This is a genomic window from Pantoea sp. sgz302252, from assembly GCF_047713085.1.
GTDB lineage: Bacteria > Pseudomonadota > Gammaproteobacteria > Enterobacterales > Enterobacteriaceae > Scandinavium.
Genome location: NZ_JBLFJW010000026.1, coordinates 1 through 26,193 on the forward strand (window position 1 = coordinate 1; position 26,193 = coordinate 26,193).

The 26,193-nt window shown below is 47.5% G+C and carries 27 protein-coding genes and 1 pseudogene; 9 read left to right on the forward strand and 19 right to left on the reverse strand.

The genetic code is table 11. The annotated features are described in order from the left end of the window. Window positions 1–108: 108 nt before the first annotated feature. The 12 genes from tnpA to ACLW56_RS18105 all read right to left on the reverse strand — a co-directional run bounded on the left by tnpA (window position 109) and on the right by ACLW56_RS18105 (window position 6,194). Window positions 109–567, reverse strand: coding sequence for an IS200/IS605 family transposase (tnpA, locus tag ACLW56_RS18050; protein WP_330981770.1), 459 nt, complete (start codon window positions 565–567; stop codon window positions 109–111). A 366-nt stretch (window positions 568–933) separates the two neighbouring features. Next, window positions 934–1,785 carry a DUF4942 domain-containing protein gene (locus ACLW56_RS18055; RefSeq protein ID WP_330985114.1) on the reverse strand — a complete coding sequence of 284 codons (852 nt, stop codon included), beginning with the start codon at window positions 1,783–1,785 and terminating at the stop codon, window positions 934–936. A gap of 88 nt (window positions 1,786–1,873) precedes the next feature. Then, window positions 1,874–2,074 (reverse strand): hypothetical protein, encoded by a 201-nt coding sequence (locus tag ACLW56_RS18060; protein WP_330985115.1) that lies wholly within the window; start codon window positions 2,072–2,074, stop codon window positions 1,874–1,876. A 33-nt stretch (window positions 2,075–2,107) separates the two neighbouring features. Continuing rightward, complete coding sequence (locus ACLW56_RS18065) at window positions 2,108–2,599, reverse strand: DUF5983 family protein (protein WP_330985116.1); 492 nt, start codon at window positions 2,597–2,599, stop codon at window positions 2,108–2,110. Between the two features lie 24 nt (window positions 2,600–2,623). Next, entirely contained in the window at window positions 2,624–2,986 is a 363-nt protein-coding gene (locus tag ACLW56_RS18070; RefSeq protein ID WP_330985117.1) for a TA system toxin CbtA family protein, read from the reverse strand. A gap of 45 nt (window positions 2,987–3,031) precedes the next feature. Continuing rightward, complete coding sequence (locus ACLW56_RS18075) at window positions 3,032–3,397, reverse strand: type IV toxin-antitoxin system YeeU family antitoxin (protein WP_330985118.1); 366 nt, start codon at window positions 3,395–3,397, stop codon at window positions 3,032–3,034. A 30-nt stretch (window positions 3,398–3,427) separates the two neighbouring features. Then, window positions 3,428–3,649, reverse strand: a complete 222-nt coding sequence (locus ACLW56_RS18080) for a DUF987 domain-containing protein (RefSeq protein ID WP_330985119.1) — start codon at window positions 3,647–3,649, stop codon at window positions 3,428–3,430. Beyond that, entirely contained in the window at window positions 3,646–3,930 is a 285-nt protein-coding gene (locus ACLW56_RS18085) for a hypothetical protein (protein ID WP_330985120.1), read from the reverse strand. Before ACLW56_RS18085 ends, ACLW56_RS18080 begins: the two co-directional genes overlap by 4 nt. Continuing rightward, window positions 3,927–4,412 carry a RadC family protein gene (gene radC / locus ACLW56_RS18090; protein WP_330985182.1) on the reverse strand — a complete coding sequence of 162 codons (486 nt, stop codon included), beginning with the start codon at window positions 4,410–4,412 and terminating at the stop codon, window positions 3,927–3,929. The genes ACLW56_RS18085 and radC overlap by 4 nt, the downstream gene beginning before the upstream one ends. Window positions 4,413–4,456: 44 nt before the next feature. Further along, window positions 4,457–4,927 (reverse strand): antirestriction protein, encoded by a 471-nt coding sequence (locus tag ACLW56_RS18095; RefSeq protein ID WP_330985121.1) that lies wholly within the window; start codon window positions 4,925–4,927, stop codon window positions 4,457–4,459. Between the two features lie 88 nt (window positions 4,928–5,015). Further along, on the reverse strand, window positions 5,016–5,849 hold the full coding sequence (locus ACLW56_RS18100) for a DUF932 domain-containing protein (protein WP_330985122.1): 834 nt from the start codon (window positions 5,847–5,849) through the stop codon (window positions 5,016–5,018). Between the two features lie 93 nt (window positions 5,850–5,942). Beyond that, window positions 5,943–6,194, reverse strand: a complete 252-nt coding sequence (locus ACLW56_RS18105; protein WP_330985123.1) for a DUF905 domain-containing protein — start codon at window positions 6,192–6,194, stop codon at window positions 5,943–5,945. Window positions 6,195–6,597: 403 nt separating this feature from the next. Here ACLW56_RS18105 and ACLW56_RS18110 point away from each other — a divergent pair, with 403 nt between their 5' ends. The 3 genes from ACLW56_RS18110 to ACLW56_RS18120 all read left to right on the forward strand — a co-directional run bounded on the left by ACLW56_RS18110 (window position 6,598) and on the right by ACLW56_RS18120 (window position 10,383). Further along, a complete protein-coding gene (locus ACLW56_RS18110) occupies window positions 6,598–7,236 on the forward strand; it encodes an inovirus Gp2 family protein (RefSeq protein WP_330985124.1) in 639 nt (212 codons plus the stop codon). 491 nt (window positions 7,237–7,727) lie between these two features. Further along, window positions 7,728–8,342 (forward strand): YagK/YfjJ domain-containing protein, encoded by a 615-nt coding sequence (locus ACLW56_RS18115; protein ID WP_330985125.1) that lies wholly within the window; start codon window positions 7,728–7,730, stop codon window positions 8,340–8,342. Between the two features lie 628 nt (window positions 8,343–8,970). Beyond that, window positions 8,971–10,383 (forward strand): YfjI family protein, encoded by a 1,413-nt coding sequence (locus ACLW56_RS18120; protein WP_330985126.1) that lies wholly within the window; start codon window positions 8,971–8,973, stop codon window positions 10,381–10,383. Window positions 10,384–10,515: 132 nt separating this feature from the next. Here ACLW56_RS18120 and ACLW56_RS18125 read toward each other — a convergent pair whose 3' ends face one another. The 7 genes and pseudogenes from ACLW56_RS18125 to ACLW56_RS18155 form a co-directional block, all read right to left on the reverse strand. Then, entirely contained in the window at window positions 10,516–10,908 is a 393-nt protein-coding gene (locus tag ACLW56_RS18125) for a hypothetical protein (protein WP_330985127.1), read from the reverse strand. A gap of 324 nt (window positions 10,909–11,232) precedes the next feature. Then, a pseudogene (locus ACLW56_RS18130) lies at window positions 11,233–11,441 on the reverse strand (hypothetical protein); the annotation flags it as partial. Between the two features lie 252 nt (window positions 11,442–11,693). After that, window positions 11,694–12,476, reverse strand: coding sequence for a hypothetical protein (locus ACLW56_RS18135; RefSeq protein WP_330985128.1), 783 nt, complete (start codon window positions 12,474–12,476; stop codon window positions 11,694–11,696). Between the two features lie 3 nt (window positions 12,477–12,479). Beyond that, the gene (locus tag ACLW56_RS18140; protein WP_330985129.1) at window positions 12,480–14,099 is read right to left on the reverse strand and encodes an AAA family ATPase; all 1,620 of its coding nucleotides are present in this window, start codon (window positions 14,097–14,099) and stop codon (window positions 12,480–12,482) included. Between the two features lie 2 nt (window positions 14,100–14,101). Next, a complete protein-coding gene (locus ACLW56_RS18145; protein ID WP_330985130.1) occupies window positions 14,102–15,772 on the reverse strand; it encodes a restriction endonuclease subunit S in 1,671 nt (556 codons plus the stop codon). 45 nt (window positions 15,773–15,817) lie between these two features. After that, complete coding sequence (locus tag ACLW56_RS18150) at window positions 15,818–17,299, reverse strand: N-6 DNA methylase (protein WP_330985131.1); 1,482 nt, start codon at window positions 17,297–17,299, stop codon at window positions 15,818–15,820. A 21-nt stretch (window positions 17,300–17,320) separates the two neighbouring features. Next, window positions 17,321–17,527, reverse strand: coding sequence for a hypothetical protein (locus ACLW56_RS18155; protein ID WP_330985132.1), 207 nt, complete (start codon window positions 17,525–17,527; stop codon window positions 17,321–17,323). Between ACLW56_RS18155 and ACLW56_RS18160 the strand changes: the two genes are divergently transcribed. From ACLW56_RS18160 to ACLW56_RS18185, 6 genes are all read left to right on the forward strand, one after another. Then, window positions 17,526–18,089 carry a DUF2913 family protein gene (locus ACLW56_RS18160; protein ID WP_330985133.1) on the forward strand — a complete coding sequence of 188 codons (564 nt, stop codon included), beginning with the start codon at window positions 17,526–17,528 and terminating at the stop codon, window positions 18,087–18,089. The genes ACLW56_RS18155 and ACLW56_RS18160 overlap by 2 nt on opposite strands. Window positions 18,090–18,377: 288 nt before the next feature. Next, on the forward strand, window positions 18,378–19,049 hold the full coding sequence (locus ACLW56_RS18165) for a DotU/TssL family secretion system protein (RefSeq protein ID WP_330985134.1): 672 nt from the start codon (window positions 18,378–18,380) through the stop codon (window positions 19,047–19,049). Window positions 19,050–19,191: 142 nt separating this feature from the next. Continuing rightward, a complete protein-coding gene (locus ACLW56_RS18170; protein ID WP_330985135.1) occupies window positions 19,192–21,576 on the forward strand; it encodes a type VI secretion system tip protein VgrG in 2,385 nt (794 codons plus the stop codon). 14 nt (window positions 21,577–21,590) lie between these two features. Continuing rightward, window positions 21,591–22,565 carry a DUF4123 domain-containing protein gene (locus tag ACLW56_RS18175; RefSeq protein ID WP_330985136.1) on the forward strand — a complete coding sequence of 325 codons (975 nt, stop codon included), beginning with the start codon at window positions 21,591–21,593 and terminating at the stop codon, window positions 22,563–22,565. Beyond that, the gene (locus ACLW56_RS18180; RefSeq protein ID WP_330985137.1) at window positions 22,565–25,195 is read left to right on the forward strand and encodes a T6SS effector BTH_I2691 family protein; all 2,631 of its coding nucleotides are present in this window, start codon (window positions 22,565–22,567) and stop codon (window positions 25,193–25,195) included. The genes ACLW56_RS18175 and ACLW56_RS18180 overlap by 1 nt, the downstream gene beginning before the upstream one ends. Continuing rightward, complete coding sequence (locus ACLW56_RS18185; RefSeq protein ID WP_330985138.1) at window positions 25,192–26,181, forward strand: putative type VI secretion system effector; 990 nt, start codon at window positions 25,192–25,194, stop codon at window positions 26,179–26,181. The genes ACLW56_RS18180 and ACLW56_RS18185 overlap by 4 nt, the downstream gene beginning before the upstream one ends. Window positions 26,182–26,193: the final 12 nt, after the last annotated feature.

Sequence of the window (26,193 nt, forward strand, 5' to 3'; positions counted from 1 at the left end):
AATAAATATCCTCCGGCATAGCCGGAGGTTTTTCATATGCGCCTATAAGGCTCTGTCACCAGCAGCGCCCTAACAGGCGCATCACGATCTGACATTTGCATCTATGGATTACTTACGGCCCGTAAACGGGCTACCCGGATAGGGGATCGACAACTGCTCACCCATTTTATCCTCTTCCAGTTGGTGCTTTATGTATTCCTGTATCCTGGTCGTATTTTTTCCAACCGTATCAACGTAATACCCTCGGCACCAAAACTCCCTGTTACGGTATTTGAACTTCAAATCCCCAAATTGCTCATAAAGCATCAGGCTACTCTTGCCCTTCAGGTACCCCATAAAAGCCGATACACTCATTTTCGGCGGGATCTCCAGAAGCATGTGGATGTGATCCACACAACATTCCGCTTCAAGAATATTCACGTTTTTCCATTCGCACAGCTTTCTTAAGATACTGCCTATCGCTTTGCGTTTTTCACCGTAGAACACCTGTCTTCGGTACTTCGGCGCAAAAACTATGTGATATTTACAGTTCCATCGGGTGTGCGCTAAGCTCTTTTCGTCCCTCATTGGGACCCCCTTTTGATTTCTTGTTGAATGTTTGCAGTTGCCAGACCGCAACCTGTTTTAACAAATCAAAAGGGGTTTTTAGAACCGACTCAAAGCTGAAAGCTTTACTGAACCCCCAGCCTAGCTGGGGGTTTTCTGTGCACAAAAAAGCCCGCAGGGCTTACGCCGTGCGGGCTTTCAGGACTTCGTCTCAGGTTCTGGTGACCATCAACCAAGAATTTTGGTGGGCTGGCGGAGTCTGAATTGGTCATGCAATCTATTGATTTTAAAAAGAGTAGTATCAGTTCAGTTTTTCTTTGGTGCCTAAAGAGGTGCCTAAAAATTTTACCACTCTAATTTTCTCTCCCTACGACCAAAGCCGGGAGATTAATTAGTTCTTGATGGTAGCGCCTCTGGGTAGTGTTTCGCAATTATGTCATTAATCTTGCCAACCAGATCTGGACGCTTGAAAGTAATGTGCCCGCTTCCCTTCTGGAAGTAGCGTATCGAAACGTACTCGTCTTCGAAAACGGAGGAATGTTGTTTGCTGATATGGGAATCCAGTCTTACTGCAAGATCGTTGCGATTCTCTGGAACAGGTTTACCATCCAGTAGATTCAACATCCTATCCAGATCAGATAACTGCTCACGTCTGCGGCCATGACGGAAATGAAATCCCCAGCGGTCATACTGAACCAGCCCTTCGACGATGATCTTCTTTCCGAACTTACAGGGGCTGTTGCTCTTGTAATCCCAGCTTAAGCCTTTAAACACGTTGATGATCCCACGCTCAAATACCTCTGCTTTGCTCATATGTAGTTGCTCAAAGGTGCTGAGGATATTCTCTTCACTGATGGCAGGGATGTCGTCTTTCTCCAGGCTGTTGTACCACTGGTCACGCGCTTGTGCGTCCATCAATGAAATCATGCCGGATTTCTTCATCAAATCACGCCAGATACCGCGATCGATATTGCGGGTAATGACTTTCATCGCCGTTTCTGATTTTTCCATCAGCCAGCAACCGCAGCGAAAATCCTGCTTCATAGCCCAGTCCAGGGCGGTTTTGCCACCGATACTCAGGGTTAGCGTCGAGATATCTGCAAGCTGATGAATGAGGATTTCTATCAGACTCAAGGCAGCATTACGCCCGGTGACGATGCGCTCAATGCTGGTGGAGCTAATGATTCCAGTATGCTCAGTCAAAACTTCGGGTTCGTGGTGAGGTTGTATGTCAGACATTTGTTTTTCCTTTATACAGGTCGCATAAAAGCAAAACGCCAACCGGTGAGGGCTGGCGCTTATGCGGTTGAGGTGTTGGTGGTGGAGATCACTGCGTGCCGGATTTGTGCAGCAGCTGGAGGTGACGCAGATCCCTTACATCGTGGAGAGCCTGTTCCACGCAAGGCAGTAAATCAGCGGATTGGGTTTGGTCTTTGTCGCTATCGAAAATCAGGCTGGTTTCACAGTCGATATTGTCCTGTAGCCAGTCGATAAGGATCTGCAGCCCTTGCTCAGTGGTTAGCGTCATGGTGTTACCGTGGAGAAATTGGGTAGATGGAGTTCACCAGTCGAAAGTGACGAAGCCTGGCAGGATCTCTGCGAAGGCATCAAGGTGAATGCAGGTGAGCCCGTAACGGCGTATCAACGTGACAACCAGCTTCCGACAGGGTTTTGAAAGCCCACGGCGCTTCAGTTGCAGCACCGGAAAGGCCCACGCATCCAGACGGATCAGATAGCCAGAGCCGGTGTAGTGGATCCATTCCGCGTCGTCATACGGCTGGTGCGGTTGTGAAAGCGTGCGTAGCAGCATGTTGTCTTCTTCGGTGATATGGGCGGTGCTGCACTGAATACCGTTGAATCTCGCTGCTGCAGGTAATGGATCTGCAATGACGATTTCACCCGGTTCATCAGCAATCGCCAGCGAGTAGCCATTTTCATTGGCGATATCGATAAGTTTCTCTATTTCAACGCCATCGACTTCAACTGCAATTTTTCCCATATTGAGCGCGAGAACGTTGATACCGTCAGCCTCAACATTGATTGATATTTTCATTGTTGTCCCTTAGTGGTTGTTTCCCTAACTGCGAAGACCGGCGGTAACGCTGGTCACGGCTTTATAGCTGCTGCGCTTCATCAGACCGGTTGCCCTGCGGGCGCGAAGAATGTCGATACTGCTGATAAACGGTGACTGCTCCATGACAGTGAATCCACTGCGGTCAGTGCGTACCAGGTCGTATTCTTCAACCAGAGAATTGACGGCATCGCAAAGTGATATCCCGGCTTCAATCTGGTCCAGAATGACGTTTTCATCGCTTAACGGCGTGTCGTTGAGGGTAAGGCCATAATGCTGCTCCAGCAGATGGGTCAGGAGTAACTGCCAGATTTCGACAGGCGACGGGCAGGGGTAATCCGCCCGTGAGGGTGATAAGAGTGATTGCATAGGCTGGTTTCTCTCTGAGAGTAAATTTGATACCCAGGGTTCAGGCTACAGCGATGATGGTTTGCCGGGATAAATCGCGAGATAAACATACCCACAGGAGCCGAGTGTATCGGCTTCACAGGTTAGCCCGTTGTGGTAGAGCGTGACGCAGTGCGAGTGGTGAGGGTTAAGCTCCTCGCTGGTTAGCATCAGCTCAAGTTGCTTCATCATGAGCGGAAATGCCTGGTCGAGGCGTATTGCATCATCGTCGGTGAACGCCCCGCTGAATCCCGCGCGGTCAGCCAAATAATGCAGACGGTTATCTTCCTGCACCAGACGAGCACCAAAGCAGGGCGTTATATTGCGTTTTAATCCCCATTGCATACAAGGGATGTCCTCCGGTGGTTTACCGGATAAATGTTGCGATTGCATTGTGTATTCCTTAACTAGATGAAGAGATTATTAATTGAGCGTGACGCTACGCAGTACCACATACGGACCATTGCGGTCCTGACGGCGTTCAGCAAAGACGGCCAGTACACCAGTAATGTCCTGTACCTCACGACCGGCGTAATGGCAGATACTGCCGCTCCATTTGTATTTGCCAGTGCAGTAGCGAAAGAGGCGGGAGCCCGGATATTTGCGGTAAATAGTCATCGCCTGGCGTTTACTGATGATTTTCACGATGGCAGTACCTCCGGGTAGTCACCTCTGACGAGGACATCAATGATATCGTTCCAGCACCACTCTTCATCATCAGGGACGGGAAGTGTGAGTTGCCAGAGCGGTACGTTCAGAATGCCTGCCAGTCTTTCGCCGGTTTCTGCAACGGATTTATCCCCGCTGGCATAATCCGAACAAAGCAGGCATTTACCAAAGACATAAACAGCATCATCGCCGTTATCCAGCAGAATGAGGGTTATACTGCGCTCAAATGTTGCCTGATGGTCCTGAGCCACTGTCATAACCAGCCCCGTTCTGCGAAGGACACAATGTCGTGACTGCCGGTCACGAAATGGTCCAGTACCCGCACATCAACCAGCGCGAGAGCCTGTTGCAGTTTCTCCGTCATTCTGCGGTCCGACTGACTGGGTTCAGCCAGTCCGCTGGGATGGTTATGTGCCAGTGCGACGGCGGCAGCATTATGCTTCAGGGCAGATTTCACCACTTCGCGGGGATGGACTCCAACACTGTTGATAGTCCCGGAGAACAGGGTTTCATGGGTAATCAGGCGATGCTGGTTATCGAGATACAGGACCATAAACACCTCCCGCTCCATCCCGGACAGTTGCAGACGCAGCCAGTCACGGGCAGCAGTACTGGAGTTGAAGGTCACACCCGGCTGGCGCAGATAGTTATCCAGCAGGCGGATTGCACGTTTAATGGTGCGTTGTGCGGTAAGCGAAATGGTCGGAAACGTGCTGGTGGGCGAGGAGAAAGGAAACATGTCGAGCTGAACGGGTTTGGCATAAGTACGCATCGCGCCTCCGCTCAGTCGATGATGTGCATAATGGCACTGCACTCTGCGTGACTGAGCGCATAATCACGTAGACGGTAGTAGTGCTCCGTCATCGCATCACATTCGGTGCGCATCGCGTGATGGCTGTATTCTATCAGACAGGCTGCGATACCTGCCGCTTCCGCACTTAGCTCTGTCCTGTTGCCATTCATGCTGTTAAACAACGTCCATTTCTCATCATCGTCAGACTCTGGGGCCATAAATGCGCCTCCGTTGCTGAGCGTATAGAAACGCCAGATGCCACCGTGATAATCGGCACACAGGCGGTCCATCCAGGCGAAGATGCGTGGCTCCAGTATCAGCCACTGTGGGATGTCGCCAAAGTGCTGCGGCCAGAACATGATGCGGTTTTCATCGGCAACTGGTGTTGCTGTAATACGATTCGGATCTGCAATCGAAACAGATGCGTCTGGAGTAAAGAGCGACTGGGTACTATTAGTCATAACAAATTTCCTGAAAAATAAGGGGATTAATCGGTGATTGATGTGAGATGAGGACTGACTGCAGAAGCGATAATTGAATTGCGTGTTTTCAGGCGGCTCTGGCACCCCGAAAGAGTTCCAGCATGTTCTCGGTCATCACCCACAGCGCCCGGTTGAGCTTCACATCACCGTCGATACCAGTGACGGCTCGGGTACGGCTACTGCGCCCTTTGGCATTGCGTCCTGACAATCCGCCTTTTATTAAATTCTCTTGTACCCGTTGATAAACCGTCCACAGGTCATCGCTGTAATCTTCCCGGCGACGTGGGGTCAGCAACTGCGATACTGTTACTGGCTGGTGGTCCTGACCGAAGCGGTACTCAAGCGCTGCATTTGCCAGTGCATACTGTGCAGGTGGTGGCAGTGCCAGCGACTGCATCGCATCACGCTTTTCTTCAACGCGGTCAAACACGCCCAGGACTTCGTAAGCGCCTTCAATCACGTTCTCCACCACATTGCCCCTGTGTGGAACACGCACTTCGCCAAACGACTGCCCGCAGACGAGCCCATTGGTGCAGACACCACGAAAGAGCCCCGGCAGCATCTGATAGCTTGATGAACCGTCATGAGAGTTAAGAAGTATGATTTCAGGCACCTGCTGACCCGCAATCTGACCGGTGCGACGTAAACGCAGCATATGCTTGGTGTGCTCGCGCTTGCTATGGTCACGCACGCGGGTCTGACAGGCGAAGAAGGGCTGAAATCCTTCGCGTTGCAGATTCTCAAGAACGGTAATCGTCGGTATGTGGGTGTATCGCTCTGAGCGCGATTCGTGTTTGTCGCTACCGAAGACGCTGGGGACGACGTTCATCAGTTCATCATGAGTTAAAGGGCGGTCACGACGTATCTGGTTAATGCGGCCAAAACGAGAGGCTAAACGCATGGGATACTCCTTTCGATTGATATAAAACAAAAAGGCCACGCTCCCGGAGGAACGCAGCCTGTTTATGTGAAGGTGATTGTTACTGGTGGTTTACTAAGCGTTGGTGTTCGATAGATCGCGAGGACGACCATCGCTGGCGATAAACTTATTCAGCCAGTAGCCTGCGTTTGATTCAAAATTCCATGCTCTCCAGACCATCATTCCTTCATCGTTGCGGATAACTAAACGAAAATGAGTTGATTGGTCGTCTTCGATGGTGACGTTGGTATAAACCTCTGCAACAGCAGTTGCCTGTTCACGAGTAAAAGGACCTGAAGGTAAAGGTCCTGTGATGGGGATATTCATGTCGTTATTTCTCCGATAACTACTCAAAGTTGATATTGAGTTAAATAGTGGTTATTTATTCATCGGGGTGATATAGATTTGAGATAGTCTATAAATTAATGCATCTATATTATGTGGAAATAACTTTCGCCCAAATTTAATTAAGATGTTAAGTGATGTGTTGATTCGATATATTGATGTTATCTGGCTTTGTGGCCATGCGGTCAAGTCTCAGGCAGTATTAAATAGTATTGGATAGGTAATATTTGTTTTATAAGTAATAACAATGCTCATATCTGTTATACACTAAGATACATCAATGTTAAATAAAACCAATAACAACTATTCATGGATTGATTTATTACATGTCAGTGAAAGTGAAACTTATGGATAAAATTATAACGCATAATAAAGGTGATGCCTGATGAACTACTCGTATCTAACTGAGGAAAAATTAAATCATATGACGGCTAAGTGGGGAGAGCTTCATGCAGAATATATTCTTAGGGCTGAGGAAACTATTAACAAGGCTAGGAGGGAATATTCCAGATTACTAGCAATACGAATTGATCTTAGATTCCCATTAAAGAGTGCTGATGCTATTAAAATGGATCGAGAAGTTATCACTCGCACGATAAAATCACTAAACAAGAAAATATGTGCTGATAGTAAGCGTAAGAAGAAAAGAGGTTTGCAGGTTTATCCTTGCAGGGTTCGTTTTATCTGGGTCAGAGAGTTTAAACAGAGTGACAATAGCAAAAAACATTATCATGTATTACTTTTGCTGAATAAAGATGCCTACTATCACCCTGGAGACTTTAGCAAGAAGAATACTCTTTCGTACATGATTAAATCAGCATGGGCTAGTGCAATTGGAATTTCTTATGAGGATGCTGAAGGATTAGTTGAATTTCCTGCTAATGGTTGTTACTGGATCAAGCGCAATGGTGAAGATGAACTTAAGACATTTGATGCTGTGATGTTTCGTACATCTTATTTCGCTAAGATGGCAACTAAAGTCTATGGAGATGGTGAACGTAATTTTGGTTGTAGTCAGGGTTAGAATTATTTACTGATGCCGGGAAAGGAGAGGGAGTAATCATGAATAATAAATCGGCCAATATAAAGCCCTCTGAGCAATTTAATGATTCAGATGAGCAATCTACCGAACCGAGAAAGAAAGTCGCTTACAGAGCGTTACAGTTCGTTTTAGACTGGGTTTTTATGATATTCCCCTAACGTATGCTTTAATTAAGGAGTAATTGTTGTTTTCATTATTATAGAGGTTGTTATTTAGCAGAGAATCCAGGTGTTAATATGATTTTTAAATAAATATATTTCTGAGTTTATATTTATTAACTTAATGGAGTAATGTGTCTCGAAGGCATTATAAGCGTTGCTATCATTTATTCGATGAATCTATCGACTGTTTCGATTAAATCGCACAGGGAGCTTTACAGCGTGTTTTAGAGCGCATTTAAATAGTGTTCTTATAAAACAGGAATGGGATTGCATTTATTTCTGAAATAAAACATTAAATATTCGAGATTAATAATGATTAAACACAGTGCTGGGTTAATTAGCTCAGCAGGAGTAGTCAGTGTCAAAGAAAAGGTAAAACAAGTCGTGACTGAAGCTTTTTCTGAGCATGACGATATCATAATGGTCAAAGTCATACTGAATTTTCCGGACAAACGTGTTTACTTTAAAGGAGGCGATGATGCTATTGACCGTTTTATTAGGATCGCTAAAGAACGGATCCCTGCATATGTCAGTACTCGAAAAACTGAAGGATGTAGCATTAGTGATACGACAATTCATTATCTCTGGAAAAAGAAGAGTGATAGCGGTCATACCAGCTACACTGTATTGCTATTGCTTAACTATGACACGCTGAGTTATCCGGGAGCATTTACGCTTGATGAAGGTAGGTTTCTGTTGATGCTTACCCATTGTTGGCGTTCAGCCCTTGGAATGGATGGGGCGCATCATAATTTCCTGGCGCACCTGACCCCGATGATGACATCTCTACTTGAAAGCACAGTTTGCGAGAATGAGCAGGTGGAGCTGCTGCGGCAGATTTTGCTATCGAAACCCAGCGTTGATGGTAGTAACCCATACGAACAGGATTGTCAAAGCACAGGCGTATTTGGCTGGGGCTGCGCTTAGTTGTGCCTCTCATTTTCTGGAATGAAGTTGCTGAACAAAAGCTGTCCCCAGGATAATGGAGAGTACTGAGGGTTGTTATCTGAAATTATATCTGTCCTATGCAGGTTAATTTAGTCTGATGGGACTTAAAAAATTTACAGAAGAATGAAACAACGCTAGGGTGGTTAAACAATGAGTCGAGTTAGACTATCTGAATTCAACATTATCGGCGAGTAGGAAATAAAAAAAAACTGGGGGATCTTGAGCGTGAATTACCACTTAGGATACCCTTCTTTGTATTTCAGAAATGTGAGGTGGTATTCCTTAACATTGTAGGTAGAAAGAAAGTTAATGCAACGCATTTTTTTGAAATGTGTGGTTAAGAATGGCGTAAACAATGATTGATGAAAGTAATTTGTAATTAATCTCTCTGGGTAGGGGGGTAAGATCACGTTGTTAAGTGGCTTTCATCTCAATTTGTTGATTGTTTTTTGAACGGTTAAAAATATTTTTTGTCCGACTCAATTCGATTGGACTATATCGGATTTTAGCCCTGTTTACAGATTGGTTTTATATATTTAGCCTCGGTTGCTAAGACTATGTGACGGAGCGATTTCGTTATGAGTCGATAACTAACCGAGGATTTGTCATGTTTAATGAAATTGCGTTACCTGAATACCCTATTGAACACTTTCCTATTTTTGTTCGCCAAACAATTGAAGAGTTACAGAAAAGCTCACAAGCTCCTGTAGAAATGGTAGCTGACGTAGTGCTTGGCGCTATATCACTGGCTTGTCAAAGCTTAGCTATGATCGAGCATCGTGATGGTCGTATCAGTCCATTATCACTTTTTCTGTGTATAATTGCATTATCGGGCGAACGTAAAAGTGGTGTTTACAACGAAGTTATCCGACCATTTCTTTTGTTTGAAAAGAAAGTAAAGGAGGAATACATATTACAACGTGAAGCCTATGAGGCGGAACTTGCAGCATGGAAGGCTATTGAAAAAGCAATATTAAAAAAGATCGGAAAATTCACAGAGAAAAAGCTTGATACGACTGAGCTCAAAGAAACACTTAAATTTCATTATACGCAAAAGTCTGTCGCACCAAGATTACCGAAACTAATTTATACCGATGCTACACCAGATGCCGTTCTAAAAGGGCTATCAGTAAACATTGCTACTGCGGGACTCATGCTTGACGAAGGTGGTATCTTCTTTAAAGGGCATGGGCATAGAAATTTGCCGGTATACAATCAGGCATGGGATGGAGTATCACTGGAAGTTGATCGTAAAGATCACACTTTGGTCATTGATAATTGCCGTTTTACAATGTTATTGATGATCCAGCCAGATGAACTGAAAGCTTACCTGAAACGCTATGGTAATCATGCTTTTGGCAGTGGCTTCTTCCCTCGATTCCTCATTACTGGCGTTAACTCAATGCAAGGGAAGCGAGATAACACTCAGCCCAAGAATGTTAACCGTGAAATCATTGATAAGTTTTATCACCGTATCACCGAACAGCTTGAGCAGATGCTTAAAAATGATAAGCCAAGAGGACTGACATTATCTCGTGATGCACAGGAATACCTTGCTGGTTTTCAGAACCGTCTGGAATCGCGGATGGTAACTGATACTAACTTGCATACTGCCTTACCCAGCATACTTTCTAAAGCACCTGAGAATGTGGTGAGGATTGCTGGTTTGTTTCATCAGTTCAGCGGTTATGAGAGCAATGAGGTCGATGTTAGCCTTATCAAAAGTGCTATACAAATTGTGTCTTATCACTATCAGCAGGTTATAAATCTGCTTGTCTGTGGTTGCGGGTCGTCAGATGATGATGCTGAGGTTTTATATGGATGGCTGATATCGGGGCCTTTCCATAACAGCATACAAGTCGCTCGTCCTATGATCCGTCGTTATGCACCGTCACATCTCAGAGATCGCTACCGATTGTATAAGGCATTAGCTGTGCTTGAAGAAGATGGGCGAGTGCGAATTTATGATCATAAAAACTCAAATGGTACAACCACTGTAATGGTTCAAATTTTCCGCTAATAAATTTTAACGCATATCACTCCCTGCTATTTCTACTCTGCGTAGCAGAAATAGCAGGGTTCTCCTATCCTCAAAAACTGTCATTCCTCCGAACTTACAGCATCAATCCTGGGTTTTGCTCAAAATGCCACGTCAACGCTTACCTGTGAGTGCATAGCTTGAAAACGTGCCTTCTTTACCTCGTTGTTTAAACGCTTCAGTGATGTTTTGTCGCTGTTCTGGTGTGAGTGCATCGAATAAGTTGCCCCACCACTTACGCTGGTCTTCAGAGCTAACAGCTTTCTCTTCTAAACCAGTGAGCAGCCATGACAAAGATCTTCCAGAGTAGCGTGAAATCCTCAACAACTTTTCACCGCCAGGCGTAGTTTTCCCCGTCAGGTATTTCATGAGAAGTGATGCACCCATGCCGCAATTCTTAGCAAAGGAACTTTTGCTTTCGTTGCCTATTGCGATTATCAATCTTTGATGGAAGTTTTCAACTCCAACGGGTACTTGGGGATCAGTGGTGTTGTCAAAAATAGCCATCTTGAAAATCCTTGAGGTAAAATTTACACAGTAAACAGTGTACTATTTTCAATCAAAAACTTTTCAAATAAAACTATTTTCATTGTTTGAATTTTGTTCTTTTAAAATATCCTTTTATTTCAATTGATTATGCTTTGTTGATTTTGTGGATTTGTTTGTTATGCACTAAAGTGTGTTGTTTGATTTATTTTGTGAAAATAGTGTTTTTTTGAATGTCGATTTTTACAATGCCTGAGGGACGTAACCGTGCTCTAAGTTTTGTTACGAAGCCGATGATGCCGCTACAAGTAAGGAGAGTGGCGGCAACTGAATAACGCATCCCTGTCAATACGGCTCTCGCTGTACGCTTACCGGATAAATGCCGTCAATGAGGAAATCTATTGCGGCCTTCACCTCAGTGCGGTATTGCGAAGCATCGCAGAATACCGCCTCCAGGCAGGGAAACTTGCCAGTTCGTGGGCCATGACCGTGTATTCCTGGCAGTCAGTCAGTCAGTCAGTCAGTCTGAAGACAGGGACGAGGCGATCCGGCTGAGGAGAAACTTCGGACCTATCGTTGCTAGCAAAGCCATCTCGAACGAGCGCAATGGCCCTCACGCGAGGGTTATCGGAAATACTGGAGTTGCCGGTCGAGGGTGGAGATGAAAAGCAGCAACCCAAGAGATCGCCCATTATTGTGAGAGCACTTATTTTTGCTGAATTTTTCAGAACCGAATTGGTGTCAATCTATACATGAAATGCGTCGCGAAGCGTGACAACCGTCTAAGCTGAGATAGTAGATCATTTTCAGGCCGAGCGAAGCAAATTCTCAACCCACAAAACATCTCGGCGGCCGGCCACAATTCTTCGAGCAAAAGCCGACAACTCCGCACCCTCGGAAATATAATCCGCAAGAGCACGCACATGTTCTGAAAACGAATTATCGATATCCACATTTCCAGATTCTGTTTGAGGAAATAACCTATCGGCAGCATCAATCTTTCGCGTTATTGAAACAGCAAGCGTCTTGCGTTTGTCAACAAGATCAGCGTGGTCCAAGTGGTAAAGCCTGATTGATTCAGCTGCTCGCCTATTGCGGCCGGCATGTTTCTCCTCAGAATATGTCGGTATAGGTCTTCCAGTCTCGTCAAAATCTACAAGGCCGGGTTCGTCTGGCTTGCACGGGTCCAAAAGAATTGGACCTTCATTTGTCTCATCTGCACAGCAAGTTGCACGCTTAGTCTCATCGAGGAGGGGAAAATGTTCGCCTTTCCCCCCTGTCTTCTCGCTTTCTTTATCCGCCCGCACACTGTTGCAGAATGTACATGCAAATCTATAATTGGAAGGGCTAAAAGCCGACCATGGATATTTGCTCTTTGGACGGAAGTGATCTACTGCTCCATCAGACCGTTCCTGCACAATCTCGCAATAATAACATTTGTTATGCGAAAGCTTCATTAATGGTCGTTTTAGATCGCGCCAAACATCTGAGTGATCTTTAATTTTTCCAGGCTCATCTGCAATAGCGGCGTCTGCGCGCACCTGCCAGCCATCTGGTAACTCCAACTGGTCCAGATTAATATAGCGCACGTCTCAATTCCCCCCCTTTTTCAAGGCATTCTGAACTAAACGGCGAGCTTTCTCAGCCTCGCCAGGCAGCTCCTCCCTTTCACTTACTGGTATCGCCTCCTGATCCAGCCTTCGCAATGCCTCTTTAAGTTCGGGATCGCGCACCTCATAGCGGAACCCGTAGGTTTGGAGCTCTTCGTTGATTTCCTTCAGCGTTTTTCTGTCATCTTCACTTAGCACATCCTGTCCGCTGAGATGGCGCTTCCTCGCAAGCAGATCTTGGGTATGAGTGTCTAGGGCCGCACTCAATCCAAACATTTCACTGGTCATCACCCCCGCATAGCCCATTCCACGCGGGTGCGTATCCGGCTCCGCAGCCGAGATCGTCTGCGTATCCTTATCACGCGTAAGAATCTGAACTTGTTCCTTCTCAAGCTCAGCTACGGCAACTGGATTGTGCGTCGCCAGAAGAACGTGACTATTCTGCTTTTCTGAACCATTCACATTCAGAAAATTGCGTATATGTTGAAGATACTCGACGCTCCATCTTGGGTTAAGGTGTGTATCGGGCTCGTCGAGCAGAAACAGGCTTTCTTCTTCCGCAGTGAAACGAAGTAATCCGAGCACAGTTAGGAGCTGCTGTTCGCCTTCACTCAATTCACGGAATGTAACAGACCCATCATTTTTCCGCAGCTTGATCCTGATTCGTACCTCGTCGATTAACTCAGAAACATAGGTACTTTCCAAATCTTGAAAGAACTGGGCGGTGCTCTTTCCTCCAGCCAGCTTGCGCAGTGCACAAAGGTCTTTCACAAAAAGATACAAGAACTCCAGTTTTCGCCAGTTCCACAGGCTGACCTTTTCCTTGCGGGTGATCCGCAATGGCGCAAGAGATATATCGTAAAGTGTCGCCAAGAAATCGGATACGACGCCACGTGCATTCCAGAAGCGTGGATCGCCGTCATTGGATGTCCATGATGGCTGTCTAAGAACAAAGAGAACGGATTCGATTCCCCCCTCTTCAAGGCCGAGCTGTTCCTGCAAAAACTTGTCAGTCAACTCGGCGTTATTCACTATGAAAGACAGCAAAACAAAATTGCTATGAACTGGAAGTGCATAGAACAGACGCTTCAAGCCAGGATTTTTTCCACCCCGCAGGTCTCTATCGTACCGTTCGAGATATTTGAGGAAAACCTTTTCCATCCTTTCACTTTGGCCTGAATAATAGCCAAATACAAACCTCGGCAGATAGCCGTCATCTGGATCTCGCAGCTTGGAAAGAGCCAAGGCTTCGCCGGGGGATTCATCAAAGCTGAGGGCAGAAGGCGGAGATTTAGCATCGGGATTATAGGTCGCGAGCTTAATGCGATATGCTTCCTTACCCGCTGGATCTGCATCGATGCGAACCCATTTGTCCTTGATCTGATAGCAAATTCGATAAGCAAAGGACGGTTTGTTTTTGTTCCCCTTCCCATCCTCACCCATGATCAGGTCCCGGAAAAGAACTGTAGCTGCCTCCAGAACATTCGACTTGCCAGTCCCGTTTCTGCCGATCAATACGGTAATCAGATGCCCCTGAGCGAAGTCAATCGTCAGGTTTTTCAGGTTTTTATATTCGCCAATCCATAGCCAATCGATACGCATGATCACTCCTCACTGATCGGCATCAGCCTCAACCAGTCTTCATTTCCCCGACGCTCGACCTCAAGGTCACCATTTTGCAGGTGTATCCGCAGCTCGTTGTAAAACTCCTCAACAGCATCAGATGCCGCGCCATCGCCAATGCCCAACGCTTGCGCTGCGTGACTAGCGGAAACCCAACCTTCTTTGGATTTCATAACCTCAATCAAATTCGCCATCTTCGCCCCTTTCTTAACTGGCTTGTTGGGACGCGCTGCCGCCCGTCCTGAGCTTGTTTTTTTCTTTATTGCCGCGCTTTCTGTCTTTATCCTCTCGATCAGGATTGAGGCGGGCTCATCATTCAGATTTTGTGGAACAAGCTTTCCCCTGAATGCTGTTTGAAGAATAGACGTGTCAAGTCTAGGAAGCTGATTTGATGCTGCAGTGTATTCGTCAGATACACGGTCGAGCCAAGCAAAAGCGGTTTCAATCCGACGGACAATTTCTGCCTGTTGCTCTTTTGGTGGCAATGGCAACGGCGTGCTGTTGAGCTCTTTTTTATTGATTTTTGGTAGTACAGTACGTCCTTCACGCAAGGCAGAGAACTGCGCGAAATCCTCGCTAACAAGCCAATAAAGCAAAAATTTTGCTTCTAATTGCGAATCAACATTTATTGGGTACATGTCTGCGCTGCAAGCGCCGTCAAAGTCGACAAGCACCGCTTTTCGGAGATAAGGTCGAATTTTTGAATATAAAATCTGCCCCGGATAAAATCGTTGTTTGGCACTTGTGACGCCGTCCTCTCCAATCGTCTGATACGACAGAAGCTTCGCCGTGCCGCTTTGGATATTGTTAGGTGCAATATGCGGCAAAGCAAGAATGCTATCCGGGCGAACCAAACTCGCAGCAACAGTAGCAACCTCCTCAAATCTTACCCAGCGCCAGTCTGCTGGTAAGTTCCAGCATCGGCTTTCGGGTAAGGTCGTTTCGCTCTCCATCTTTCCGATCAATCCGCCGTTAAAAGAGAGAGCCAAAACACGCGCCCTGAATTTTTCAATCAATGCTGGGATATGATCGAGTGCATCGCGAGCGGAAGCCGTTCGAGAATTCAACTCATCAAGCTTAGCAACTATCCTCTTTTGCTCCGCGAGGGGGGGAATAGAGACCTTTGCGTCTAAAATGTGCGTTTCCGATACCGCAGGATAAAGCGTTCCACTTTGAGATTTTGAAATAGATGCGATAAAGCGTTCAGAACGAACCCAATTGAACAGATATTTTGGTGTTATCGCGTTATTGGCACGAAGTGGTACAATTCCAGTGGTCGTTAATTCGCCATCTAAATCCTCCGTTACTAGGGCGATGTTTTTCAGATATGTTCTTACCGTTGCGAATAGAACATCGTCAGTTTTGATCACCCTACGTGCACGAGAGGGGGCCTCCCGCCCGAGGAATTCCTTTGGCTCTGTTATCTTCTGTATCCGATTATCAATGGAGCCGATATCGACATATTGAAATTGCCTCTCAGGTTGTCGCCTAGGATCAATACTCTCATATGGCTCGACAACCATTTTCAGTGGTGTAGACGCCCACCCCTTTGGTAAATCACTCATGCCCACCACCCATGTTGCGGCACGGACATGTTGCCAGCCGTAGCTGCGCTGTTTTGAATCCTTTAATCTCCAGGACGTCTGCTCCAACTACCAAAACCAACTGGATTTTTTGCGTAAATTTTTCCCTCATCGTCATTCGTTAACCTCAGAAGGTTCAATGAGCTCTCCGACGACGGCTTCAATTTCATTCATTGCCGATTGAAGATGAGAGAGGATCAGAGCGGCAATCTCCTCTGGAGTTTCCGCAGCATCCTCGTCATCGCCGCTTTCATCGCGCAGCCAAGAAATAGCCAAACTATCATCTCGATCAGCAATTTCCCGTCGTGAAAAGCAACGGAATCGGCCTGTTTCTCCTTGATCTACGCGCTTTGACTTACCTTGCGGATCATTTCCGAAACATTTCTCAAATTCAGAGAAGTGCGTATCGAGCAATGGCGTAGTTTTCCCGAATACGGGCATGCTTGAACGCAAGTCATAAAGCCAAACAGACTCCGTATTATTATCCTTCTTATTGTTATTGCCACGGCTAAAAAACAGAACATTTGTCTTGACGCCCGCGCTTGCGAAAATTCCCGTTGGGAGCCGCAGAATTGTGTGTAGATCGCACTTATCCATTAGATCGCACCGCACTATTCTGCCGACGCCATCATCTGACAGCACATTGTCCGGCAAAACGACCGCAGCGCGTCCACCCGGTTTCAAGCCAAGATATATGTGCTGAAGGAAGGCCAATTGTTTGTTGGAGTTGTTGTGTGGGAGATCGGTGCGAAGCGATCGTCTGCTCCCGGCCTTGCTCCCAAATGGCGGGTTCGCAAGAATAAGATCGGCGGGCTTGAGCCCATTTGCGTCATCCGTCAGCGCATCGCCGTATATGACCTCGGCATCGAGGCCATTAAGCAATGTATTCATCAAACAAATTCGGCGTGTATTTTTTTCAATTTCAACGCCTTGATATTTCGGGGGCGTTTTCTCATATGCCTGTTTCGTATTCCCAGAACGAACGAACCGGTCGGCTGCAATTAGAAATCCGCCACTTCCAACCGCTGGGTCCTGAATTATCTCACCCAATTTTGGTTTCATGGCTCGCACCATGGAATTAACCAATGCCCTTGGAGTGAAATATTGACCTGCTCCAGAACGCACATCCTGCGAGCTCTTTTCGATAAGCCCCTCGTAGATGTGTCCAAATCTATCACCCGAGAGATCATTCCAATCAATTTTGGCGATGCCATGTACTACGGCGTGAAGGTTCTCGTCGTGCGAAAAAACCGTAGTGGGAAAGGCGTATATTGCCTGGATCGTTTCACTTTCTGCGCTAGTACCAAGGTGGGTCAGCGTCTCCTGATAGAAACCCAACAAGCCATCTTTAGGATGACTCAGGAGGTCTTTCCAGCGGCTGCCAGATGGCAGAAGACGTTCAACACCATTCTCTTCCGCCATTTTGAGGAAAAGGAGATACGTTAATTCAGACACGTATTGGTGATAGCTGATCCCATCACCACGAAGGATGTGGCAAAGGTTCCAAATTTTCTGAACTATATTCTCGTTTTTCATATATTTTGCTTCTTTCACTCTAAACGCTTGAATGAATGCAAACGTAAGCTTGTCCGCCAAGAACGGCTTTCTCTACGGCATTCATTCTTGACCTTCTGGAGCAACTGGCCTGCCGCTGGCATTCTCGGTCTGACCAGCATACTTTGATTTCTTCGCCGCTATGTATTCCCGCATGAACTCCCGAATGACCTGCGCGGCGGGGCGATCCTGCTCACGGCATATCTTGAGAAATTCATCGCGAAGCTCCCGCTCGACACGGATTCGCATTCCGGCATCTTTTTCCTTCATGGCTCCAAGTGTAGCCTTTGGATACACATCAAGCCAAGTCGAAAGTCCGCAAGGAGCCGAAATTATCCGGAATTTCGCTAGCGGGCGATTTGTGGCGACAGCGCAGAAGCAACGCCGCTTTCATCGTGATACCGCCAAAGATATCGAATGGCTTTTGAAACAGGGGCGCACGTTAGGGCTGAAAGCCAATTTGCCCGGAAAACTTGAATACCTGTGGCAATCAAGTACCGGTGACCTGTCTGAACAGAACGATCTCTTTCGACTGAAGTTCGCAATGGAAACCGCGCAGAATATGGAGTGGACCTATAATGTGCTCAGTGACCGCGAATGGTCTGGCCGTTACGCTGTGAAAATGAATCCGCTGACCAATGCGATATTGTTGTCTGAGTCGTCGCTCGAAGCGGCATTTGGTGGAAATTGCAATCAGCAACTACAGCCTCTGCTTGCTAAAATAACCGGTAACGTTACGGGTATGCAGCAGCTGCTCACTCGTTGTGGATGGTGTGCTGAAAGTATTCATGGCGAGGAAACACAGCATTTGTTCCACCTGAAAACTATTTAATGTCGCTTAAATGGAGTTAAGGGCGGGAATAATGTTTTTCAGTGATATGTTTGCAGGGGACATTTATTTTGTGAATCAAACCTCTACCAGTCGTATATTAAAAATCATTTAAGAGTGATTATTTTATTTTAAAATAAACTCCGCAAGCCCAGCCTTCACGGGTATTATCCCACTGATACCACCCAGCATTTACATTTCGTATCATTTATTCGGATTACTCCTGTTTTCTGCTGATCTATTTTTGACCCGTTACTGAATAAACCTCAACCAGAACAGGGACATTGTTCATTGCCTTCTTCCAGTGATACCACCGCGACTGATCCGATACGTTTGATTGATGACCTGCTGCAGGACACCTTTCTGTTTGTTATGGAAGTGAACCATGACAAAGGGCTGGTGCGCGATGAGGCATTCTATCGCCGGGGTTGTGCGCTGGTCGAAGACGTTAAGTCGCGCCTAGATGCAATGAGGGAAAGCGACGACTTTATTCAGCAGCTGCAGTACGCCCAGTGTGGATTGCTTGACCACTCGGTAATGAACAGTGTCCCGGATGCCGATAATCGCGTCTGGCGACGGGCTCCACTTGAAGGTGCTTATCTCGGGACGCTGCGGGCAGGTGAACGGGTTCCTGAGGCTTTGCGTAAGCTTCTGCGTCAGACTGACCCCGATATGCGCCTGCTGGTACTTTACCAGCGAATTTATGCCTTTGGGTTTGGTCGCTTTCTTACCGGTTATGAAGACGAACACCGCCAGGCAATGGAATCCCTCGATGCACTGGTGCCAGCCTCTGAACTGCCACAATCCTCCCCGTTAATCGTTGAACACCGTCCGGGTGTGCGCCGTGGGCTGCTGCGCTCGCGGCTGTTTCATACGGTGGTGCTGGCGGCTTTAGTTGTCGCGCTGTACTGCGGCCTTGATTACGTCCTGCACAATGACCTGCTGAGTGCTTTGTCTGGCTGAGTGAACGCTTTCACACAATGCCCGGCAACTGATGGTGTGGTGTACCGGGTTAAAGAATCTGACCTGATGCGCCTGGGTGTACGGCGAAGGGCGGTAGCATTCCGTCTGCTCAGGTCTTCAGCTTATACAGGGACTCTCCGCCATGACCTCACTGCCACCCGTGCTCAACGCTGACACTCTCAACCGCTATCACCTGCAGATTAAAGGCTGCGATATCCCGCTGGATGTGGAATCGTTTGATGCCCGCGAAGCGCTGAGCGAGTGTTACCGCTACGATATCGTGCTTACCAGTTCAAATCAGGATATCGACCCGTCACTGATGCTGATGAAGGATGTCACCTTTATCATGCAGAGCCTGCCGCAAACTGCATTGCGTATCACGACACAACCGGAAGTGCAGCGCTCGGTACACGGCGTTATCACCCATTTCTCCCGTCTGTCCTCCTCCCGTGACGAAGCCACGTATTCCCTGACCTTCCGTCCGCGCCTCGAACTTCTCGGTAAATCCCGCCGTACTGCTATCTATCAGAATCAGTCTGTGCCGGATGTGGTTGAGCAAATTCTGAGAAAAAACCACAACTGGCCGGGCTGGCTGTTTGAGTTTCGCTTAAGCGGCAGCTATCCAAAACGTGAACTGATCACCCAGTTTATGCAGACGGACCTGGAGTTTATCGAATGCCTGCTCTCGGAAGTGGGCATCGGCTACCGCTTTGAGATGGACCCGGAGATAAAGCACGAGGTGCTGACCTTCACCGACAGTGGTCGCGACTGGCAGCATGGTGTAAAAATCCCCGCAGTGAATCCCTCTGGCACCAACGACAGCCGACAGGAATCGCTCTGGCACCTCAAGGCCCATCATCAGGTTGTGGAGCGCTCGGCATCCCATAAAGACTATAACTATCGCAGCGCCGGTGAACCACTGACCACCCAGGCTGACCTGACCCATGATGATGACAAAACTACTTACGGAGATAACCATCAGTATGCCGAAGGGTATCTTTCATCCGGGGAACGTTATCAGGGGCAGAAGACCACGCCTGAAACCGGTGAGTTTTACTCCCGGCTTCATCATGAGCGGGCGCTGAACAGCCAGCATCTGCTGAGCCTCGACAGTAACGCCACCATTATTGCCCCCGGTCAGGTACTGGAGCCACAGGGCAGCCACGTTCCTTCAGCCTTTGCTGAAGGGATACTGATTACCGCCATCACCAGCTCGGCTTCACGCAGCTCACACTATCAGCTGCACGCGGAGGGGATGGCCTGGAGTGACCAGCTCAACTGGCGACCGCCACTTAAAGCCCGACCGCGCATTACTGTGCCGTTACCGGCGCGTGTCACCAGCCTTACCGCCAACGATATCTACAGCCATATAGACAAACAGGGTCGCTACCGTGTGCGCTTCGACTTCGACCAGGCAGACTGGAAAGCCGGATACGAAAGCCCGTGGCTGCGTCTGGCGCGTAGTTATGCCGGTGACACCTACGGCCTGCACCTGCCACTGCTGGACGGAACGGAAGTCTCAGTGATGTTCGACGGCGGTCATCCGGACAAGCCGTTTATCGCCTTTGCTCTGCATGATTCTCAGCATCCTGACCACGTTACGATTGAGAACTATAAGCGCAATATTCTGCGTACTCCGGCGGCAAACGAACTACGTCTGCAGGATGAACGCCAGAAAGAACATGTTCACCTCTCAACCCCGCATGTAAACAGTGAGCTGAACCTTGGTTATAACGTGCTGGAGGACAACCCGAAGGAGCTGCGTGGCGAAGGGGCGGAACTGCGTACTGACGGTCACGGTGTCATGCGTGCGGCGAAAGGGGTGTTCATCACTGCCGATGCTCAGCCACAGGCGCAGGGCAAACTGCTGGAGATGGAACCTGCGCTCAGGGAACTGGAAGCTGCGATGCAGGAAGCCGCCAGTCTGCGTACTGCAGCAGTACAGGCAAAAGCTGAACTGGCAGATGTGCAGAAACAAACCGAACTGCTCAACAACACCCTGAAAGACCTGCAACAGCAGGCATTACTGCTTTCAGCGCCATCAGGTATCGCACAGGTCACCCCGGCAAGCATCCAGCTTGCTGCCGGTCAGAATCTGATTGCCACCACCGGGCAGGATGCAGATTTCAGCATCGCAAAAGCCTTCAGAATGGCCGTGGGCAGCACACTGAGTCTGTTCGCCAAAATGGCCGGTATCAAGCTCTATGCAGCCGCCGGGAAGGTGGACATTCAGGCGCAAAGTGATGCCCTGGATTTGCTCGCTCAGAAGGACCTGCAGATAACCAGTCAGGACGGCAAGGTCACCATTTCGGCCAAAACCGAACTGTTGCTGGAGTGTGGTGGGGCATGGATACAGCTGAAAGACGGCAATATCGTCGAGGGCGGTTCAGGTAACGTGAGTATCAAATGCGGGACGCTGGAGAAACTCGGTCCCGCCTCTCAGACCAGCAGCATTACCCTGCCTGAGCACTGCCCGTCTATCGTTCTCAAAGCGGCGGGCAACAAAAACGCCAGCGTACCACTGTGACAGAGGGAACGATAATGACGGATTATGATTATAGTGATGGCGCACGTCAGCGCAGCGCGGAACAGCTGCATACCGCGATAACAAAAGCCGTGAAAGACAGTGGTGAAAACCTGTATCTGCTGGTGGACCCTGTTTCTCTGCCTGCCGATATTGAACATTCGTTTGTTCGGGTTCTGGTAGCAGAACACCCCGTTCCGGTGGTGCTACCACATGAATCTCTGACCCGTGACAGCGACCCGTGGCTTATCAGCATTGAGATGGATAACCCACAGCAGGCAACGCTGCTCAATAGCAGTATAGATTTTGCGGTGACGGAACTGCATCCTGACCATCTGAGTCAGGGGAACGGTCGTGCAGTCTGTGGCTGGTTGCTGAGCCCGTTTGATGCCGAAACGGTTGCCCGACAACTGGGCAATACCGCTATTCAATCCCTGAGTGACCATTCACAGATATTGCTGCGTTACTACGACCCGGCTGTTCACAGTGTGCTCTGGTCACACTTCAGTTCCCTGCAACATCAGCGCTGGTTGGGTGTGCTCAGCCACTGGATTTATCCGGACGGTGACGCTCAGATAGTAATCCGTGAACATACTCCGTCTTCATCACCGTTTTTGTCATTCTCGCTGGCACTGTCGCTGGAAGATGAAGCAATGATTGAGGTGACAGGGAAAGTTAACCGGACTCTTGAGCGTTATCGCAGCCTGCACATTCATCACCAACGCCACGATGAGGAGGCGGCTACTGTCATTGTCTGTCACGCACTTGAACGGGCTGCATCACAACATGGTTTTACTAACGAACGTGACCAGCAGTTACTCGCGCTGGATTGCCTGCACTGGCATCCACAATTCGATACCCATCCGGATGTGCGGATCTTGCTCTCCCCGAGAGAGCGTGACCTGAAAGCCAGCTATATCGCTTGCCTCACAGTACTGACCGAAGCCCGTTATCCGCAGTTGTGCGATGAACTGAATGAAAGGAATCAGTAATGGCCGAATTTATCCCTGATATGAATAACTGCCCGATGTGCATGGTGAAAGGACCTGCGCTCATTCCTGCCCGCTATGCTGTCGTCACCGACAATATCACAGGCGGTATTCCTGCCTGGGCGACACCGGCAAATGCTGAACCCTACAAACCGGTTCCTGGATACAGCTATGCACTACGCGCCATGCGGCAGGGCTTTATCTATGTGTTCTATGAATTCAGCCAGCACTGGGATGCTTGGGCGATTTGTGAAGATGGCAGTCTGTGGAAACAGCCCTCAGGCGCATATGCCCAGCCCAAGAAAACCCCGGACTGTAGCTCACCGAAACATCAGGCTACCAATCTGGAAATGATGATCCTCGATGAAATGGCGCTGGAAGGAAACACCTGGCTTGCATTCTCACCGTCCAAATGGATGTCGGAAACGCTGGAGAGATACGCCAGTGATGCTGATTTGCGTCAAAAGCGTATGCAGTGTCTGGAATCATGGCAGTGGACAACGCCAGCCAATTCGCTTGGGGTTACTGCTGCCTCTCCGGGCAGTCTGGAAAGCATTCTGGACTATAAAGACAGCGGGATGACCCATCCGTCGCGACAGCTACCGTATAACCCGACGATCCGCCGTATCAGTCAGACCGAACCGAAAGCCCCCTGGTACAACTTTGAAGAACACGACGTCAAACCCCAGGGAACCATTTATCCGTGGAGCCAGAGCCGTATCGGCGGAGCTCCCCGTACCATGCAGGCGCTGAAGAATAGGCATGAGGGCAAGAATAAATACGGCAAGGACACCACTCCGCTAGTGATGGCAATTGAAGATCCTGTGGGTATTGCTCATGAGCTTGCAGGATTTGGGGATGATTTTGCCGGGTTGCACAAAGCATGGATGGACGATCTGTCGATTGAGTTTGCCTCTGATTATTGGTTAAACGGTGTAAAAAACCAGCTGAGAGAACTCAATCGGGCTCAGGCGCTGCATGATGTTGATTACAACATGGGCATCATTGCAGGTATGACGCAGGGCCACAATAGTGATGAAGATATTGCTCAACTGCGAAGCAAAGCCCATATCAATGCGATCAAATCAGGTGAAACGGAATTTGCTCATGACTGGGAGAAATATAACGGGCGTCTGAACCAGGAGAAAAGAGAGGCATTTCATAAGTGTCATGCGTCTTTTTGCGAACAACTGGCGAAGCAACTGGAAACGCTGGCAGCATTGCGCGTGCAGTGGCTGAAAGACTCGCATTTCATCCTTTGCAGTCAGGATTTTTATTCCACTCGTGTTGAGGATAATCTGAGCTATCAGGAAATCGTGGATTATGCGATGGCTTCGCTGAATCTAACGGATACGGGTACAGAGTATCTGGATGGACAGATTGATGCCTATGCAGCGACGGATGCCAACAATATTGTCTGGCGCTCATGGATGCTGAACAATCCTGAAGTCATTGAAGAAACACAGCCGTTTATGAACGTGTTAAGCCAGTCCAGGGGGAACCCTGCAAAAGCGAATAAAGAAGCTTATCTGGCAGCTATTTCTACGCTGAGCAATAAATTCGTAAAGGCGTATGCAAAAGCCAATGATATTGTGGCGGGAAATCCATCGCCCACATCCTCTTGGTCCCGCGCCATGCTCCATACCGATCGCAAGCTGACCACGATGGGCGATCGATTCTTTAGCTATACCCGTCTGGGAAACGGCCTTGACAGTATGACAGAAATGTTGCACAAGTCGCTGATAACAGTTGCGTCGGGTGTACCGTTTAATAACGCCGTAGCACTTTCAGTTTCACAGCTTGAGTTTGGCGATGTTTATCGGCAGGAAGTGCTGAGTAACGTTAGCAACGACGTTTCTCAGAATCGGGTGAACAATCTGAATAAATATAAAGTGAATTTTGACAAGTTTGCTCAATCTGCTGAGGGTGAAAAAGTTCTCAAGAAAGCAAGGATCAAACTTCTTGTTCTACTTTTCAACATTCTAGAATATAAAAATCAGGCAAAAAAACAAGCGGACAATCCTACAGATGCTAAAGAACTGAGTAAATACCTCTCGGCGTTAGCTAGTACAATCAATACAACTACATCTGTTGTGATGCCCGCAATCGAACATGGAATCAAAAATCAGACCTTAACTAGCAGTATTAAGTGGACTGGTGCAGGGGCTGGTTCAGTTGCCTCAATATTAACACTATCTGTTGATGTTTCTGCTGGAGTCTCAGAGATAATGGGTGAGCAACGGTGGGGGTATATTACGCTCTCTGCTGTTAAGGTTGGTGTTGACATGAAAATTGCAGCAAATGCGCTTAATGAACTTCTGGTATTGCTTATAGAACGGGAATTGATAGCAAGTGGAGGCATTCTCACTACAAGAATAATGGCATTTGCAACAATGGAATCTATTGCATGGATTGCGGGATGGGAGGTTATGATTGGATTATATCTAATAGATCAGTTGTTAATTCTTTATTATGGAAATGAATTGCAAATCTGGTGTGAGAAGTCAGTCTTTGGGGTGAAGGCGGAAAAGGAGCTACTTTCGACAGAGTACATTGGGCTTAATGAACAACGCAAGAATAAAATTGAAAAACAAAAAGAAACTTTACTCAGTGCATTAAAGGTGATCCAATGAGCACTCTTCGCCATATCAAAGATGCTATAGACTTCAATGCATTAGAAAGCAGAAAAAGTACCCTGGAAACTAGTATTGAAGTTGATATGCAGTGGAAACAAGATTATCCTGACTCTGCTTTGGATGTTGATGAGAAAATAAAAAATGCCAAAGCTGAATTGTATGAACTAAATAAAACCCTAGGAAATAAACCTCCGTTGCCAGTGTTGCCACCAAAACAAGGGTTGATAAAGTTAAGTGGTATATTAGAAGAAATCGAAATTTTGTATGTTCGTGGTTATTTTACCGACAGGGAATATGAGCCTGAAGAATTTTCTCGTCAAGAATCTCGCCGCCAATGGGGGAGCGTTTTATTGGCGATGATCGGGGAGTCAGCAGCTGCTTCCGTTAACTCTCAAGAGCAAACTCGTATGAGTGATGGCTACGATTTTGTTAAAGGAAAGATTAATGGAATTTCATTTCACGGCTGGCTAGGAAGGGTCGTCGCACAGAAAGGCGATTACGTTGAGCTTGTAGCGACTAAACAAAATGGACACTACGAAGTCTACGCACTGGCTATCCCTGATTTGAATGTCATTTCTGTCTTGCCACGGTGTTATCAAGGTGTTCGTGCAAGAGCTACTTCTGAAGCTTGGGGGTGTTTTATTTTGCCTATAATTATCATTGGATTATTTACTGTAGGTGGAGTTTTTGCAGATGGTTTTCATTTTAGTTATCAATATATTCAAGGTCTTTGGCGTGTATGTGTAGTCGCTTTAGCTTTAGGTGCAATAAGCTGTCCATTTATTTATAGTAAAATGTTAAAAAAACCTAAGCCAACGAATATCATGGCTCAACGAATATTCACAGCATTAGGTTTGGAAAATGCTGAGAAAATAAACCTAAAAAAACTCACAAAGAAAATGTTAAAAAGTGGACCGCCGAAGCAAGCAGATCGCATTATGCCCGATAAAAGCAGCTGGTTAAGCTATTACTATTACTACTGAGAAGGATCTCCA